This window comes from Micromonospora inositola (assembly GCF_900090285.1).
Taxonomy (GTDB): Bacteria; Actinomycetota; Actinomycetes; order Mycobacteriales; family Micromonosporaceae; genus Micromonospora; species Micromonospora inositola.
Genome location: NZ_LT607754.1, coordinates 6,630,375 through 6,646,652 on the forward strand (window position 1 = coordinate 6,630,375; position 16,278 = coordinate 6,646,652).

The window sequence follows — 16,278 nt, forward strand, 5'->3', positions numbered from 1 at the left end:
ATGCGCTTCGGACTACTGCTCACCACGCAGCACCACCCCGGCGAGGACATCCAGGCGATCATGCACGGTCACCTGGAGATGGTCCGGCACGCCCGCGACGGCGGCTGGGACTCCGTGTGGGCCGGTCAGCACTACCTGCAGACGGGGCTCGCCGGCATGCAGCCCGTGCCGCTGCTGGCGCGCTTCGCCGCTGAGGCGCACGGCATGACGCTCGGCACCTGCATCCAGCTCCTGTCCCTGCAGAACCCGGTCGCCGTCGCGGAGGAGACAGCCAACCTGGACGTGCTGAGCGGTGGCCGGTTCGTCTACAGCGCCGGGCTCGGCTACCGGGATGTCGAGTACCAGGCCTTCGGGCTCGATCGATCCGACGGCGTACGCCGCTTCGAGGAAAACCTGTCGGTGGTGAAGCAGCTCTGGTCCGGCGACCCCGTCGACGTGGACCTGCCATGGTGCCGGATCAACCAGGTGCAGCTGACGCTTCCGCCGATCCAGCGTCCGCACCCCCCGGTGTGGATCGCGGCCAACAGCGACGCCGCCGTGCGACGCGCTGCCCGGGTGGGCGACGCGTGGCTGATCAACCCGCACGCGACGCTGCCGACGATCGCGCGGCAGCACGAGCTGTTCCTGCACGCGCGGGAGGAAGCGGGACTCCCGGCGCCGACCACGACACCCATCGTGCGGGAGGCGATCTGCGCGCCCGACTCGGCGACCGCCGCGCGACTGGCCGCCGCACACCTCGGGGAGAAGTACAAGAGCTACACCGGGTGGGGGCAGGACAAGGCGCTGCCGCGAACCGACCGTGACTTCGAAGCGCCGTACGAGGAGCTGGCACGGGGTCGCTTCGTCGTGGGCTCCCCCGCCCAGTGTCTCGACGACCTCGGCCGCATCGTCGAGCGCGTCGGCGCCGACCACCTCATCCTCCGCGTCAACTGGGCCGGCATGACGATGGCGGACTCACTGCGGACCATCGACCTGCTCACCTCGGAGGTGCTTCCGCATCTGCGTACGCCGCGCGACTGACGGCAACGGGAGGCAGGAGTGGAGCGAGGGGTCGTCACGGTCAGCTGAACGAACCGGGCTGACTGCCGTGGCCAATGACGTCGGCCCAGACGGCGGCGGCCACTCTCTCCATCTGGGGTAGGTGCTCGCTGACCGAGACCTGTGAGGGTCTGCCGCAGAGGGAGAAGGCGGCCACGGCGCGGCCGGAGCCTCTGAGCGGGACCGAAATGCAGGAGACGCCGGCGTAGGCCTCCTCACGATCCTGCGCATATCCGGCCTGCCGCGCCTGAGCCAGTTCACGCAGGAGCGCATTCGGACTCGCCATCGTGTTCCGCGTGAATGCCGTCAGGGTCACGGACATGAGTCGCTCGACGTCCGCCGCGGAACCGAAGGCCAGCAGGGCCTTCCCCAGCGCCGTGCAATACGCCGGCATTCGCCCGCCCTGCCTCGTCGGCAGTTGGAACCCGCGAACGAGGATCCGCTCGAGGTAAACGACATTTGTTTCGTGTAGCACACCGAGCTGAACCGCGAGTCCGGTGCGCGCGCTGAGCGCGTGCAAATGCGGCATCGCGCAGTCGCGCAGAATCTTGTAGCGATCGGCCAGGCCACCGATTTCGAACAGCCGGATGCCGATCCGGTAACCGTTCGGATCCCTCTCCAGCCAACCCAGCAGCACCAACTGCTCCGCGAGCCGATGCACCGTCGACTTCGGCATCGCGGACTCGCTCACGAGCTCGGCCAACGTCATCACGGGCCGGTCACTGCCGAAGGAGCTGAGCAGCTGCGCGGCTCGCACCAGAACGGACCGTTCATTGGGCCGCTCGTCGACGCCCCCCGGCGAGCTACTCAGTCCTCTCCCGTTGCAGACTCGCGACGGCGGGATCGGCGTTTCGGTTTGTGCCAGTGAATGAGACATCGGAACGCGCTCCTAGCGATCTGCTGGCCACCTTTGGGATCCGGCACCTCGTGCGCACAACTCTGTCGGTAATTTCGGGATGACGACCCGATCCAGCAGCTACTGGTGAGCCTCAGGCTAGGGGCGTCCACAAAGATCGTCAAGGTTTCGCGGAGGTTACAAGCGGTGGGCCGTCCCATTGAGTGGAACGGGGCCCGCGCCGCGGCTCACGAGCACGACCAACGCTTCGGAGCAGGCATGCGACCGCCAAACCGGCCACAATGAGGAGCGCGGCGGAGAGGGGCTCCCGGCAGCAGCGGGATCCATCGATCAATGGGCCGGGAACGCCGAAGCGTCGGGTGGTCGATATCGGGCGGGCGGCGCAAGACAACGCCGCGCGCTATCGGCAAGCAATTGAGGGAATTGGATTCTGAGACGTCCTGGTCAATACGTGGAAGCGACGACGGTCTTATCGGGGAGGCCGGGGACGTGGCTCGTTCCCGTGACGCTCCGACTCTCCGATCTCGTCGGGCAAACGACGGTTGCGCCGGCGATGCCGCGTACCAGTGCGTCTTCGAGGAGATCTTGCGGGCGCAGCCGGAACTGCGCGGCGAGCGCCGGCGCGTCGGTTTCGGCGCGCTTGAGGATCGCGGCTGCGGCGTGCGGCGCGATCACCGAGAAATAACCGTCCGGGGTGATCCACAGCCGGTCGGGAGAGGCGAGCGCGAGCGCTCCGCCCGACCCGCCCTCTCCGATCACGAGAGTCGTCACCGGCACCCGGGCACCGGCGATCGCGGCGAAGAGCCCGGCGATCGCGGGACCGACACCCGCCCGCTCGGCCGACTCGTCGTTCGCCGCTCCGGGCGTGTCGATGAGGGTGAGCACCGGAATGCCGAGCCGGTCGGCGAGGTGGACGAGCCGGGTCGCGGTGCGGAACCCGGCAGGCGTGTTGGCCGTTCCGGTTTGCGCCGCGTACGCCACCGTGCGGCCGTCGCGGCGACCGATGCCGCACAGCATTCCGGTGTCCACGCCACCGGCACGGTCACCGCTGATCGCCACCCGTACGTCGAAGTAGTCGTCGAGGTAGGCACGCGCGCGTGGCCGGTCCGCGTCGCGTGCACGCCGCACCGCCGACCAGCCGTCCGGGGGCAGATCGGTGCGGCCCAGCGCGCGCGGGACCGGGGCCGGAACGCCGCCGGCACGGCGCCGGCCGGCCGCCGGAGCGAGCAGGTCGACCAGATCGGTCACGACGCCACGCGCATCCGCGGGACTCACCAACAGGTCGACCTGCCCCGTACCGTACTTGCCCTCGGCTCGGAAATCATCGGTGTCGTGGAGGTCGCCGCGCACCCGCCGTCCGGCGAAGGCCACCGTGGCGCCCTGGAGCGCGACGACGACGTCGGCGCCGGCGCCGAGCGACGCCCACAGTCCCCCGGCGGTGGGGTTGCGAAGCACGGCGACATGCGGGACGCCGATCTCGGCGTTGCGCGCGCACTCCGCGGCGATGCGCTGCAGTTGCCGCAGCGAACGCATTCCCTCCTGCATCCGGCTGCCGCCCGTGGCGATCAGCGACACGACCGGGCAGTGCCGACGGCGGGCCTCGGCGAGCGCCTGGCAGATCAGTGCGCCGGCACGCTCACCGACCGACCCGCCGATGTAGCGGAAGTCGAACGAGATGACGACGACGGCGTGCGCGCCGATGCGCGCGGTGCCACAGAGCACGGATTCGTCCTCGCCGCTGTCTGTGCGCGCCCGAGCGCGGTCGCGCGCGTAGCCCGGCCAGTCCAGTGGGCCATCGCCGTCGTCGGCGGCGTCAGCAACCGCTGGTAGGGGTTCGAATCCGGCGGCGACCAGGGAGATCGCGGCGCGCGCCCCGAAAGGGTGGTCGGCCGGCCCACTAGCCACCGCGTACCTCGTCGCCCGCCTCCGGCCGGCGCAGCGCCCGCTTCATCACCTTGCCCATGTCGTTTCGGGGCAGCCGATCCAGGTAGTGGAACTCGCGCGGCCGCTTGTGCGGCGTCAGCTGGCGCGCGACGCGCTCGGCCAGCTCGTCCGGTTCGGGCCGACGCCCCTCCGCCGGCACGATCCAGGCCACCACCCGCTCGCCCAGGTCGGGATCCGGTGCGCCGGTCACCGCGGCCTCAGCGACGCCGGGATGCTCGAGCAGCACGTTTTCGATCTCACCCGCCCCGATCTTGAAACCGCCGCTCTTGATGAGATCGGTGGCGCGCCGCCCGACGATGCGCAGGTAGCCGTCGGCAGCCCTGGTCGCCAGGTCTCCGGTGTGGAACCAGCCGTCCCGCATCACCTCGGCCGTCGCGTCGGGCCGGTTGAGGTAACCCAGGAACAGGTTCGGCCCACGGACCGCGATCTCACCGATGGTCTCGTCGTCGCTCGCGAGGATGGCCTGCCCGTCGTCGTCGACCAGCTTGATCTCGACGCCGTCCAGCGGCAGCCCGACCGTCCCGGCCCGGCGCTCCCCGTCGGCGCGCACCGCGCAGTTCATCACGGTCTCCGTCAGGCCGTATCGCTCGACCACGCGCTGACCGGTCGCTTTCGCGATGCGCTCGTGGTCGACCTCGGCCAACGCGGCCGAGCCGGACACCAGCAGGCGGGCGCCGGCGAGCGCCTGGGCGATCGCCGGGTCGGCCGTCGCCTCCTCGGCCAGCCGGTGGTACATGGTGGGTACGCCGAACAGGACGGTGGCCCGGCCGCGCAGCGCCTGGGCGACCGCGGCCGCCGAGAGCCGGCCGAGGTGATACACCGTGCCGCCGCGCCGCAGCGGACCGAGGACGCCGAGGATCAACCCGTGTACGTGGAAGAGCGGCAACGCGTGCGCCACGACGTCGTCCCCGGTCCATTTCCATGCCTGCGCCAGCGCGTCGAGGTTGGTGGCGATGGCCCGCCGGGGCAGGACCACTCCCTTGGGCGGCCCGGTCGTGCCCGAGGTGTAGACGATGACCGCGGGGCTTTCCGGAGCTGGCTCGGCGATCGGCGTCGCCGCGCCGGGAACGTCGCGCACCGACGGGTCCACAAGGAAACCCGGACGCTCCCGCACCGCCGCCGGGAGATCGTCGCCGGCCCCGTGCAACACCAGGTCCGGGTCCGCGTCGGCCAGGATGTGCAGCAACTCCCGCTCGCCCGCGCGTGGATTCAGCGGCACGACCGGGACGCCGGCGAGGAGCGCCCCCACCACACCGACGACGGTCTCCAGCGTGGATGTCGCCCAGACCGCGACCCGCTCGGCCGACGACACGCGGGTCGACACGGCCTGCGCCGCAGCCGCCAACTCGCGGTAGGACAGCTCGCGGTCGCCGAAGAGCACGGCCGGGCGGTCGCCCAATTCCGCCAGGGCCGGCAGCAGGTAAGGAGGGCTATCGCTCACCGGGTCGCCTCCACGGTTGATCAGCCGACGCGCCGGGCGCGGAGCGGTTGGCGGGAATCACCGGACGCTCCTGGCTGGGGACGAGTGGCATAATGGACTACTGGACTAGCCACTTTGCCGTCTACGATCGTGGGGTGTCAAGAGCTCACGCGCGGTGGCTCGCCCGATCAGTACGCTGAGAGGCCACGGTCGAAGCGGAGGTTGCGTGTCCGAGGTGCTGCGACCGGTCAGCCGGCAGAGGCTCTACGAGCAGGTCGTGGAGCAGCTGCGGCAATACGTGACGGAGCAGGGGCTGGGGGCCGGCAACCGTCTGCCGCCGGAGCGTGAGTTGGCCGCGCGCCTGGGCGTCAGCCGCGTGTCGATCAAGCAGGCGATCGTCGTGCTCGAGGTGCAAGGGCTGGTCGACGTGCGCCACGGGGGCGGGACCTACCTGCGCGGCAACGGTCTGCAGGTCGAGCCGGTGGAGACCTTGGTGGACCGCAAGCGCCGGTTGCCCGATGTGCTGGAAGCGAGGGAGGCGCTCGAGACCAAGCTGGCCGAACTCGCGGCGCGGCGGCGCACCGCGGACGATCTGGCGGAGATCGACGCGGCGCTGTCGGAGATGCGCCAGCAGATCGATGCGGGCAAGCTCGGTCTCGATGGCGACCGGCGGTTTCACGCCGCGGTGACGGCCGCGGCGCGCAGTTCCCTGCTCGCGCAGTTCATGCGATCCATCGCGGAGCAGATCGCCGAAAGCCGGCAGGAGTCGCTGCGGCAGTCGGGCCGCCCGCTGCGCTCGCTCGCCCAGCATCAACGCATCGCCGACGCCATCCGCGAGGGCGACCCGCGCGCCGCCGCCACCGCCATGCGCCGGCACGTGCGCACGGTCAGTCGCGTTCGCCTCCTCGGATGGGAGCCCTGACCCACCCCGTCACTCGCGTGATGAGCAGGGCTCCATCGACCGTGCTAGGCGTCGGCCTTGGCCGTGCGCCGGGCGCCGACGCGCGGCTTCTTCGCCGCGCCGCTGGACTTCGCTCCGCCGGCGGCTTCGTCGCGCCGGCGGCCTTCGCTGCGCCGGTGCCCTTCGCCGCCCGCGACGTCGCCGCTGCCGCGCCGGTCGCCCCGGGCTCGAGCCCGAGCACGGGGCGCAGGAACTGCCCGGTGTGGCTCTCCGCCACCCCGCGAGCTCTTCAGGCGTGCCGGTGGCGATGACCGTGCCGCCCTTGTGGCCGCCCTCCGGCCCCATGTCGATGAGCCAGTCGGCCGTCTTGATCACGTCGAGGTTGTGCTCGATGGTGATGACCGTGTTGCCCTTGTCGACCAGCGTTTCGAGGACCTTGAGCAGCTTGCGGATGTCTTCGAAGTGCAGACCGGTGGTCGGCTCGTCGAGCACGTAGACCGTGCGGCCGGTGGAGCGTTTCTGCAGCTCGAAGGCGAGCTTGACCCGCTGCGCCTCGCCGCCGGAGAGCGTCGGCGCCGGCTGGCCCAGCCGCACGTAGCCCAGGCCGACGTCAACCAGCGTCTTGAGGTGCCGGTGGATCGCCGGGATCGCCTCGAAGAACTCCGCCCCCTCCTCGATCGGCATGTTGAGCACGTCCGGCCGGCCCACGCGTTGTGTGCACGGTCGATGTTCGTGCACTCGATCTGCATGGCAGCAGGTCGCACGGTCAGGGCGGAAGCCGCCGAGGCGCTGGTGGCCGCAGCGGCGCGGGGCGCCGGATCGGCGCCGCCCCGGCCCAGCGCGTACGCGGCGATTGCGATGGCGATGACGGCGATGACGGCGCCGATCGCCAGAGGCAAGGTGCGGCGGGGGTTGGAGGTGGGCGAGCCGGGGGGAGGCGGGGGGAGGGCAGTCATGCGCGGGACCCTAGTACTCCAGCCGCACTTTCAGGTTCGGAGTCTGCGCTGGTAGTGGCTGGTTCGGGCGCGGTATTGGTGCCGGCGCCGCCACCAGGACCACTGCCAGATATGATCTTGGTGCCGGCTCGTGGTGATCAGATGTGCCAGGAGACGTCGGACCTCGCCGAGGGTGAGGGGGATGAGCTTGTCCCCTTCGGGGTCGCTGCCCCTTTTGAGGCCGCGGCGGTGACGGCGAGGAACGCGTGCGCCCACATGGCCAGAGTGATGTGGCGGTACCAGGCGTCGTAGCGGCGTACCTGGTAGTCGTCGAGGCCGACCTCGTTCTTCGCGGTTTGGAAGCATTCTTCGATCGCCGACCTGGTGCCGGCGACGCGGATGAGTTCCTCATCGGTGGTGTCGGCGGGGCCGTAGCACAGGTAGTAGGCCAATTCGGTGGGGTCGGTGATGCTGCGGCGGATCAGCAGCCAGCGGCGGTAGCCGTGCTCGGCGGTGCCGGTGTCGGGCAGAGACGCCACGGCCCAGTCGTAGAGGCGGGGGCCTTTGACGCCGTCGCCGCAGCTGCGGCGCTTCCAGGCCGGATCCGGGGCGCGGGCGGCGAGGGTGTCGGCGCGGGAGCTGCCGGTCTCGGTGGGGATCCTCTGGTTGCAGGCGACGGCGAGGACGTAGCCGACGTGGCGTCGTTGCAGCGCGGCGCGGAACTTGCTGTCCTTGCCGTAGGCCTCGTCGGCGGTGACCCACTTGGCTGGCAGCCCGGCGTCCAGCGCCCGGGTCAGCATGGTCAGGCCCTGCGCGGGTTTGGTCGCGAACGTCACCTGCTCGCCGATCCCGGCTTCGCTGCGCCGTGCTGGATCGTTGCACCAGCGTTGCGGCAGGTAGAGTTCCCGGTCGATCAGGGCGCGTCCTTTGCTGCTGGCGTAGGCGAGGAACATCCCGAGCTGGCAGTTCTCGATCCGTCCGGCGGTGCCGGAGTACTGCCGTTGCACACCGGCGGACTTGACACCTTTCTTCAGGAAGCCGGTCTCGTCGACGATCAGGACACCGTCGGCCTCGCCAAGGTGCTCACCGACGTAGTCGCGCAGATCATCGCGGACCGCGTCGGCATCCCACCGGAAGTTGTTGAGCAGCCGTTGAATCCCGTCGGGAGTGGTGTCGCCGGCGGCCTCGGCGATGGTCCAGCTGTTCTTGCCCGCCAGCGGCGACAGCAGTCCGAGTAGGTAACCCCTGGCTCGGCGGCGCGGTTCCACGCGTCCGAACCGGCGCGCGATGCGCGCCATCACGTCGTCCAGGCCCGCTACCCAGCCCGCTACAAGATCCACAGACACGAGTCCGGAAGTCTAAATAGTACGATCGACGTCGTGACGGCGCCGGCACCAATACCGCGCCCGAACCAGCCACTACCAGCGCAGACTCCGAACCTGAAAGTGCGGCTGGAGTACTAGTGCCAACGCCGTTCAGTTAGGTCGGTGGTCGGCGTGTCAAGGCGTGTCTGAGACGTAAAGCAGCGGAGCTCCGGTATAGAGGGTGGTCACTCTAAGACGCCCTGACACCTGGAGCTCCGCTGGCAGATCAGATTGCCATATCCCGGTCGGTGACGGTAGCCGCAGGGGTGTTCGCGCCGGGTCATCTGGGCGAGCTGACCCGGCTGGTGCCGTTCGAGATGGTCGATGATGTTCTGGTCGCGACCGGGCGTACACAGTCGCGGGTCCGGCTGTTGCCGGCGCGGGTCGTGGTGTATCTGCTGCTCGCGGGATGCCTGTTCGCCGAACTCGGCTACCGGCAGGTGTGGTCGAAACTCACCAGCGGCCTGCGCGGCCTGCCGATCGCCTCGCCCAGCGGCAGCGCGTTACGTCAGGCCCGGCAACGCCTCGGCCCGCGACCGGTGCGCGCGTTGTTCGACCTGTTACGCGGCCCTGCCGCTACGAGCGCCAGGCAGGTGCGCTGGCGAGGTCTGCTGCTGACGGTGATCGACGGCACCACCCTGGTCGTCGCGGACTCGCCGGCGAACACCGGCCGATACACCAAGCATCGCTGCGCCAACGGTAGTTCCGGGTACCCCCAGCTGCGGTTGAGCGCCTTGCTGACCTGCGGCACCCGCTCGGTGATCGATGCCGTGTTCGACCCCGTCACCGTCGGTGAACTCGACCAGGCCCGGACGCTGACCCGTAGCCTGCAGCCAGGAATGCTGCTGCTGGCCGACCGCAACTACGCCGCCGCCGACCTGCTGACCACCATCGCCGCGACCGGCGCGCATCTGCTGATCCGCAGCAAAGCCAACCGTCGTCTGGCGATGATCGCTCGCCTGCCCGACGGATCCTGGCTGTCCAAGATCGGCGCCCTCACGGTCCGGGTCGTCGAAGCCCGGATCAGTATCACCACCACCGCGGGCACCCACACCGGCGACTACCGGCTGATCACCACCCTGCTCGACCCACACACTCATCCCGCCGCCGAGTTGATCCGGATCTACCACGAACGCTGGGAGATCGAGACCGCCTACCTCGAACTGAAATCCTCGATCCTCGCCGGACGTGTGTTACGCGCCCGCACCCCCGACGGCATCGACCAGGAAATCCACGCCCTGCTCATCGTCTACCAGCTCTTACGCACCGCCATGGCCGACGCCACCGACAGCCAGCCCGGCCTCGACCCCGACCGGGCCAGCTTCACCACCGCCCTGAACACCGCCCGTGACCAGATCGTGCACGCCGCCGGCGTCATCGCCGAGACCGTCATCGACCTGGTCGGCGTCATCGGCGCTCAGATCCTGGCCAACCTGCTACCCGAACGCCGCCTGCGCACCAAGACCCGCATGATCAAACGCTCGAACTCCAAATACCAAGCCCGCGGCCCGAACATCGACCGACACAGCTACAAAGCCACCACCAGCATCGACATCATCAGCCCCGACCCTTGACACGCCGACCACCGCCCTAACTGAACGGCGTTGGTACTAGGCCGTGTCTCCCGGATCATGGCTTGGGGCGGTCCGGTTTCGCGCGTAGCCAGATGAGGATGTCGGCGATCTGCACGGTGGCTCGGTAGCGGCAGGCGAGCTTGTCGTACCTGGTGGCCACGGCGCGGAACTGCTTGCGCCGGTTCATCAGCCGTTCGATGGTGTTGCGCTGCCGGTAGCGGTGCGGGCGGAAGGTGGGCGGGCGGCCACCACGTGATCCTCTCCGGGCCCGGTTGGCCTTCTGATCGTCCTTCTCTGGGATGTCGTGCGGGATGCGCCGGGCCCCCAGCGAACGGCGGTTGCCGCGCGAGCTGTAGGCCTTGTCCGCGGAGAGGGAATCGAGGCGTTTGCGTGGGCGGCCGATCCCGGCGGGGCGGGCCACGGCCACGTCGTCGAGCAGTCGCACCAACTGGCGGGTGTCGTGGTCCTGGCCCGGGGTCAGGTGGCTGGTCAGGTTCCGGCCCCGACCGTCCCCGATCGTGTGGATCTTCGTGGTCCACCCGCCGCGCGACTTGCCGAGTCCTTCCCGTCGCGCTGCGTCACTGCTGCTCAGCCCCCTTTACGCGCGCCGGCGGCATGCTGGTGGGCACGCACGATCGTGGAATCGGCGTTGCCGTGCCAGTCCAGATCCCCCGCGGCGTCCGCGTCAGCCTGCAGCATCGCCTCGATCCGCGCCCAGGTCCCGTCCTCCTGCCAGCGGGTGAACCGCTTGTACAGCGTCTTCCACGGCCCATACCGTGCCGGGACGTCCCGCCACGGCACCCCGGTCCGCACCCGGAACACGATCCCGTTGATCACCTGCCGGTGATCACGCCACCGCCCACCACGCTGCGGAGTCATCGCCGGCAGCAACGGCGCGATCCGCGCATACTCGACCTCAGTCAGCTCAAACCGCCCACTCACGACAGACGTGGATAGCCGAATCTGCACCCAAGATCCAGGAGACACGCCCTAGTGCTCGATGTTCAGCAGGTGCGTCGTCTGTCGCATCTCTGACGCGCGGCCAAGCCCGCAGCCTCGCCTACCAGATGCGGCTCCTACTCGACCGCTCTCGGCCGTCAGTAGCCACACCGGCGCAGGTCGCCGTGGTGTCTTCGTGAAGACCGTCACCGAGTTCGTCGCGTACCGCCGCCGCGTGCTGGTCGATCGTCGCCATCAGTCCGGGATCGCGTCTCGAGCCGAGGCGCCGGCCCTGCGGTTCAGTGCGGGTTGCCGCCTGGCGTGAGCTGGCTCGCCGCAGGTGCTCCCGGCGCGTCAGGGCCGGGAGAAGGCCACGGTGACGGCTCCGATACCGGTGATGTCGGCGGTGAAGGTTGAGTCTGGCTCGACGGTGACCATGGGTCCGAGCGCGCCGGACAGGATGATGTCGCCGGCGCGTAGCGGTGCGCCGTAGGCGCGAGCGGTGTTGGCCAGCCAGGCGACAGCGGTCAGCGGGCTGCCCAGGCAGTCGGCGCCGGTGCCGGTCGTGGCTGGCTGTCCGTCCTTGTCCATCGTCATCGACGCTGCGGCAAGATCGAGGCCATCGAGGGAGACGTGCTGATCGCCGAGTACGAACAGGCCCGAGGACGCGTTGTCGGCGATCGTGTCGACGATGCTGATGTCCCATCCGTCGATTCGGCTGTCCACGATCTCCAGCGCGGCGACGACGTATCCGGTGGCGGCGGCCACGTCGGCGTCGGTGATCGATTCCGAGTCGAGATCGGCGTCGAGGACGAACGCAATCTCGGCTTCGATCTTCGGCTGGAGCAGACGGGTGATGTCCACCGCTTGGTCCTGCGGGCAGGCCATGTCGTCCAGGAGCACCCCGAAGTCAGGCTGGTCGACGCCGAGTTGGGCCTGCACTTTCGGGTTGGTCAGCCCGATCTTGCGGCCGACGTTACGGGCTCCGGCGGCGGTGCGGCGGGCGATGAGCGCACTCTGCACGGCGTACGCGGTTTCGACGTCACCGACCGGCAGCACGTCCCGGACGGGCTCGCAGGGCCGACGCTCGATGGCGGCGGTTGCGAGCCGGGTGATGGCAGTGTCGACGGCGCTCATGAGACGGACTCCAAGAGGTTCAGGATGCTGCGGGAGTGGGCTTGCGGCGCGGTCGGCCGTCAGCGGCCATCTCGTCGTAGGTCGAGTGCCACGTCGACGATCATGTCCTCCTGGCCACCGACCATCTTCCGGCGGCCGACCTCGACGAGGATGCTGCGCGTATCGAGACCGTACTCGGCGGCGGCGGCTTCCGCGTGGCGAAGGAAGCTGGAGTAGACGCCGGCATAGCCCAGTGTCAGCGTTTCGCGGTCCACCCGTACCGGGCGGTCCTGCAGCGGACGGACGATTTCGTCAGCCGCGTCCATGAGCGCGAAGAGGTGGCAGTTGTGTTCCCAGCCCTGCAGGTCCGCGACGGCGATGAAGGCTTCGATCGGGCAGTTACCCGCCCCCGCCCCCTGGCCTGCGAGCGAGGCGTCGACGCGGAACACTCCCTCTTCGACGGCGACGACGGAGTTGGCCACGCCGAGGCCCAGGTTGTGGTGGGCATGGATACCGATCTGGGTACCTGGGTCGAGCACGTCACGGTAGACGCGTACGCGTTCGCGGACACCATCCATGGTCAGCCGACCGCCGGAGTCGGTCACGTAGACGCAGTGGGCGCCTGCCGCCTCCATGATTTTGGCCTGTGCCGCGAGCACCTCGGGCGGCGCCATGTGCGACATCATCAGGAAGCCGGATACGTCCATGCCCAGTTCCCGCGCCGCGGCGATGTGCTGGTTGGCGATGTCGGCCTCGGTGCAGTGGGTGGCGATCCGGATCGAACGGACGCCGTAGTCCCAGGCCTTCTTCAACTCGTGAACGGTGCCGATGCCCGGAAGGAGAAGACCGGTGAGAGTGGCGTGCTCCACCACCTCGGCAGCGGCCTCGATCCACTCCCAGTCGGTGTGCGCACCGGGGCCGTAGTTGAGGCTGCTGCCGGCGAGGCCGTCCCCGTGCGAGATCTCGATCGCGGCGACGCCTGCGGCGTCGAGCGCGGCAGCGATTGTGCGAACGTGGTCAAGGGTGTACCGATGCCGAATGGCGTGCATGCCATCGCGAAGCGTGACGTCCTGGATGTATACGCGCGCGCTCATCGGGCGGCCACCGCCGCTCCCAGACGCTCGCCGACCTGCCGGGCGGCCGAGGTCATGATATCGAGATTGCCCGCGTACGGCGGCAGGTAGTGCCCTGCCCCTTCGACCTCGAGGAACACGCTCACGACCCAGCGCTCCCCTCGGGGCGCTTCCGGGATGAGATCGGATTCCGGACTCCGCGCGGTGATTCTGCGGAACTGGACATCCTGCTTGAGTCGATACCCGGGAACATATGCCTTGACCTTCTCCTCCATGGCGAGGACCGCCGACGTAACCGCGTCGCGGTCGCAGTCGTCGACAATGCAGAAGACGGTGTCTCGCATGATCAGCGGTGGTTCGGCTGGATTCAGCACGATGATCGCTTTGCCCCGCCGTACCCCGGCCACCTGCTCGATCGCCCGCGACGTGGTCTCCGTGAATTCGTCGATGTTCGCCCGGGTCCCAGGCCCGGCCGACCTCGACGAGATCGAGGCGACGATCTCGGCGTAACGTGTCGTGGCCACCGAGGCGATCGCCGCGACGATCGGGATGGTCGCCTGGCCGCCGCAGGTCACCATGTTCACGTTCCGTTGGCCGAGGTGCTCGTCCAGGTTGACCGGCGGAACCACGTACGGGCCGACTGCCGCCGGGGTCAGGTCGACGATCTTGATGTCGGTGTCACGCAGCGCAGCGTCGTTGGCCAGATGAGCCGCGGCGGAGGTCGCGTCGAAGGCCACTCGAATGTCGCCGAAATCGGGATGGTCGAGCAGGCCACGTACTCCGGTCGTGACGACCGGCACGCCGAGCCGAGCGGCCCGCGCCAGGCCGTCAGATTTCGGGTCGATGCCTACGAAGGCGCCGACCTCCAGCGTTTCCGACAGCCGCAAAATCTTGATCATCAGATCGGTGCCGATGTTTCCGGAGCCGATGATGGCGACCTTTACCTTGGACATGTCTCTACTCCTGCGACGCGAGCCGTCATGACGCCGAAGCCCGCGATGAACTCCGGGATGGGTCGGTAGAACCGGTCGATGACCTCGTACGGTCCGCTCGCCGCCAGGGCGTTGAAGGCTGCGACCCACGTTCGTACCTCGTGGGCGGAGTTTCCCGCCTCGGCGGCCATCTCGGCCGGCTGGTAACCGTCGATCTTCTCCAGCTGACCGGAGGCCAGCAGGTCCATGAACGCCTCGTCCCACGACGGATTGAGGTCCATGATGTCGGCCTCTCCCGCAGCGAACCGCTTCGCCGCGTCGATGACCCGCTGCTCACGCGCCCTACGCGCTTCGTTCGTCGGCTCGGTAAGGCTCAGCAGCATCTCCCGCTGCGCGGGGTTGGCGGTGGCCCACTGCGGCACCGGCGGGTCATGCGACAGGCCGCCCGACCCGATCACTAACACCCGTTCGTCAAGGCCCCGTACGAAGTCGCCGACCGCAGCGCCCATCTGCCCGATTCGACGCATCGAGGTGAACGGACGCGCCACGCCGTTGACGAAGACCGGGACGACCCTTTTCGCGGTGATGCCGCCGAACAGGACCTCCAGCGGCTGCACCGCCCCGTGGTCGACGCGCATGCGGCGCGAAATCGCCATGTCTATGTCATGGCCCATCACGTGCGCAGCGAGCCGCTCCGCCACGTCCGTCGCGACGTCGAGCGTGGCCAGTTGGGTGCCGTAGTCGCCGACGGACTCCGCCTCGTATCCGACGCAGAACGGGGGCATGAGCTCGTAGAAGAAGCCGTTGTAGTGGTCCGGGGCGAACGACACGACGAGCGTCGGGTCGTAGTCGGCGACGAACTCCCGGACGCGCCCGAAGGCATCGTCCACCGCAGCTCTGACCTCGGCGGGCGGCTCCGCGAAGCGCAGCAACGGGCTGTGCGACATGCACACCAGCGCAACCGGCATGACGAACTCCAATTCTCATCGATCGGCCACCGGGGCCGCCGGCGTGAGGGGCGCCGGCTCCCAGCGGCTGTGATGCTCAGCGGCCGAGCAGGAAGTCCAGATGGACGCGGTTGAACTCCTCGGTCTGCTCGTACTGCGGCCAGTGGCCGGCGTTCTCGATGACGACGAGCCGACCGTTGGGGATCAGATCGGCGATGCGGCGACCTTCGTCGACCGGGCCTGACGGGTCCCTCGTCGTCCAGATGACGAGCGCCTCCGCCTTGATCGCGCGCAGGTCGTCGTCGGTCAGCATGTTCCGTTTGCGGGTCTCCAGGTCCTGCAGCGCCATGTTGGCCTCGCAGGCCCCTTTCCAGTCCGGCTGCTGGAAGATCATCTGCCGGGTCCGAATGAGGTCGTCGGTCACCATCGACGGGTCGGCCATCAGCCACTCCAGCCGCGCCTTCACTCGCTCCCAGCTCGGGTCCACTGCCGCCTGCATCGAGAGCGTGTAGAGCCGCTCCATGACCTTCGGGTTCGCCATAGTGCCGCCCATCGTGTTGAGCGCGATCCGCTCCACCCGGTCGGGGTACAGCTGCGCGAACCGGGCGCTGACCCATCCACCCAGCGACTCACCGCTGAGGTACGCGGTGTCGGCGCCGAGCACGTCCAGGACGTGGTTGACCTGGTCGATGTAGTGCGGGATCTCGAGCGGGTGCTTGGGGTGCGTCGAGTAGCCGTGCCCGATGAAGTCGATGGCGTAGGTGTTGAAGTGCTCGCCGTGGGCGGCAAGGTTGCGCACGTACGCCTCGGCGTGCCCGGTGATGCCGTGCATCATCAGCAGCAACGGCTTCGACTCGTCGCCGGCGTGCAGATACCGTGTCCGGTACGGGCCGGCCTGCAGGAAGCCCTGGCTGAACTCCACCTGGTTGAGGTCCGCCCACACACTGGTGTACGGACGCTCCGCAGTCTGCTGCTCGGTCACTTCACGGTCTCCTCTTCGATGGTGAGAGCCTTCACCGGGCACTGGCGGGCACCGCGGCGCGCTGCCGCCTGGTGCTCCGGGCTCGGGTTGGGCTCGAGGACCTTGACGAACGACCCCTCCAGGTCGTAGACGTCGGGCGCGGCGGCGACGCAGTTGGCGTACGCCAGGCACTTGCCCAGGTCGGCCTTGATGTGCATTGCGGGTCACTCCAGTTCGGACGGATGCCGGGTGGGTAGTCGTCGGGCTCGGTCACGCTG

At 69.0% G+C, this 16,278-nt stretch carries 14 protein-coding genes and 2 pseudogenes; 4 read left to right on the forward strand and 12 right to left on the reverse strand.

What is annotated here, in order from left to right; translation table 11 throughout:
- Window positions 1-1,020: an LLM class flavin-dependent oxidoreductase gene (locus GA0070613_RS31490; protein WP_157746625.1), complete on the forward strand. Its 1,020-nt coding sequence runs from the start codon at window positions 1-3 to the stop codon at window positions 1,018-1,020.
- A 40-nt stretch (window positions 1,021-1,060) separates the two neighbouring features.
- Here the strand turns inward: GA0070613_RS31490 and GA0070613_RS31495 are convergent, their stop codons facing one another.
- From GA0070613_RS31495 to GA0070613_RS31505, 3 genes are all read right to left on the reverse strand, one after another.
- Window positions 1,061-1,795: an IclR family transcriptional regulator gene (locus GA0070613_RS31495; RefSeq protein ID WP_172875934.1), complete on the reverse strand. Its 735-nt coding sequence runs from the start codon at window positions 1,793-1,795 to the stop codon at window positions 1,061-1,063.
- Between the two features lie 543 nt (window positions 1,796-2,338).
- A complete protein-coding gene (locus tag GA0070613_RS31500) occupies window positions 2,339-3,799 on the reverse strand; it encodes a carboxyl transferase domain-containing protein (RefSeq protein ID WP_172875935.1) in 1,461 nt (486 codons plus the stop codon).
- Complete coding sequence (locus GA0070613_RS31505; RefSeq protein ID WP_231929606.1) at window positions 3,792-5,279, reverse strand: acyl-CoA synthetase; 1,488 nt, start codon at window positions 5,277-5,279, stop codon at window positions 3,792-3,794. The genes GA0070613_RS31500 and GA0070613_RS31505 overlap by 8 nt, the downstream gene beginning before the upstream one ends.
- A 205-nt stretch (window positions 5,280-5,484) precedes the next feature.
- Between GA0070613_RS31505 and GA0070613_RS31510 the strand changes: the two genes are divergently transcribed.
- Window positions 5,485-6,180 (forward strand): FadR/GntR family transcriptional regulator, encoded by a 696-nt coding sequence (locus GA0070613_RS31510; RefSeq protein WP_089015599.1) that lies wholly within the window; start codon window positions 5,485-5,487, stop codon window positions 6,178-6,180.
- 91 nt (window positions 6,181-6,271) lie between these two features.
- On the opposite strand, the pseudogene GA0070613_RS32595 reads toward GA0070613_RS31510, so the two are convergent.
- Both GA0070613_RS32595 and GA0070613_RS31525 read right to left on the reverse strand, forming a co-directional pair.
- Window positions 6,272-6,855 (reverse strand): annotated as a pseudogene (locus GA0070613_RS32595) (excinuclease ABC subunit UvrA); the annotation flags it as partial.
- Between the two features lie 397 nt (window positions 6,856-7,252).
- Window positions 7,253-8,392, reverse strand: coding sequence for an IS701 family transposase (locus GA0070613_RS31525; protein ID WP_157746654.1), 1,140 nt, complete (start codon window positions 8,390-8,392; stop codon window positions 7,253-7,255).
- A 314-nt stretch (window positions 8,393-8,706) separates the two neighbouring features.
- Between GA0070613_RS31525 and GA0070613_RS31530 the strand changes: the two genes are divergently transcribed.
- Window positions 8,707-10,032, forward strand: coding sequence for an IS4 family transposase (locus GA0070613_RS31530; RefSeq protein ID WP_231929389.1), 1,326 nt, complete (start codon window positions 8,707-8,709; stop codon window positions 10,030-10,032).
- 55 nt (window positions 10,033-10,087) lie between these two features.
- Here the strand turns inward: GA0070613_RS31530 and GA0070613_RS31535 are convergent.
- Window positions 10,088-10,911, reverse strand: a pseudogene (locus GA0070613_RS31535) (IS5 family transposase).
- A 256-nt stretch (window positions 10,912-11,167) separates the two neighbouring features.
- Here GA0070613_RS31535 and GA0070613_RS34120 point away from each other — a divergent pair.
- On the forward strand, window positions 11,168-11,296 hold the full coding sequence (locus GA0070613_RS34120) for a hypothetical protein (RefSeq protein ID WP_269459026.1): 129 nt from the start codon (window positions 11,168-11,170) through the stop codon (window positions 11,294-11,296).
- Window positions 11,297-11,325: 29 nt separating this feature from the next.
- Here GA0070613_RS34120 and GA0070613_RS31540 read toward each other — a convergent pair whose 3' ends face one another.
- The 6 genes from GA0070613_RS31540 to GA0070613_RS31565 all read right to left on the reverse strand — a co-directional run bounded on the left by GA0070613_RS31540 (window position 11,326) and on the right by GA0070613_RS31565 (window position 16,218).
- On the reverse strand, window positions 11,326-12,108 hold the full coding sequence (locus tag GA0070613_RS31540; RefSeq protein ID WP_089015601.1) for a 2-keto-4-pentenoate hydratase: 783 nt from the start codon (window positions 12,106-12,108) through the stop codon (window positions 11,326-11,328).
- A gap of 59 nt (window positions 12,109-12,167) precedes the next feature.
- Window positions 12,168-13,181 carry a 4-hydroxy-2-oxovalerate aldolase gene (dmpG, locus tag GA0070613_RS31545; protein ID WP_089015602.1) on the reverse strand — a complete coding sequence of 338 codons (1,014 nt, stop codon included), beginning with the start codon at window positions 13,179-13,181 and terminating at the stop codon, window positions 12,168-12,170.
- Entirely contained in the window at window positions 13,178-14,113 is a 936-nt protein-coding gene (locus GA0070613_RS31550) for an acetaldehyde dehydrogenase (acetylating) (RefSeq protein WP_089015603.1), read from the reverse strand. Before GA0070613_RS31550 ends, dmpG begins: the two co-directional genes overlap by 4 nt.
- Window positions 14,101-15,060 (reverse strand): 3-carboxyethylcatechol 2,3-dioxygenase, encoded by a 960-nt coding sequence (locus tag GA0070613_RS31555; protein ID WP_089016314.1) that lies wholly within the window; start codon window positions 15,058-15,060, stop codon window positions 14,101-14,103. Before GA0070613_RS31555 ends, GA0070613_RS31550 begins: the two co-directional genes overlap by 13 nt.
- Window positions 15,061-15,136: 76 nt before the next feature.
- Window positions 15,137-16,021, reverse strand: coding sequence for an alpha/beta fold hydrolase (locus tag GA0070613_RS31560; protein WP_089015604.1), 885 nt, complete (start codon window positions 16,019-16,021; stop codon window positions 15,137-15,139).
- On the reverse strand, window positions 16,018-16,218 hold the full coding sequence (locus tag GA0070613_RS31565; RefSeq protein ID WP_089015605.1) for a ferredoxin: 201 nt from the start codon (window positions 16,216-16,218) through the stop codon (window positions 16,018-16,020). The genes GA0070613_RS31560 and GA0070613_RS31565 overlap by 4 nt, the downstream gene beginning before the upstream one ends.
- Window positions 16,219-16,278 lie beyond the last annotated feature (60 nt).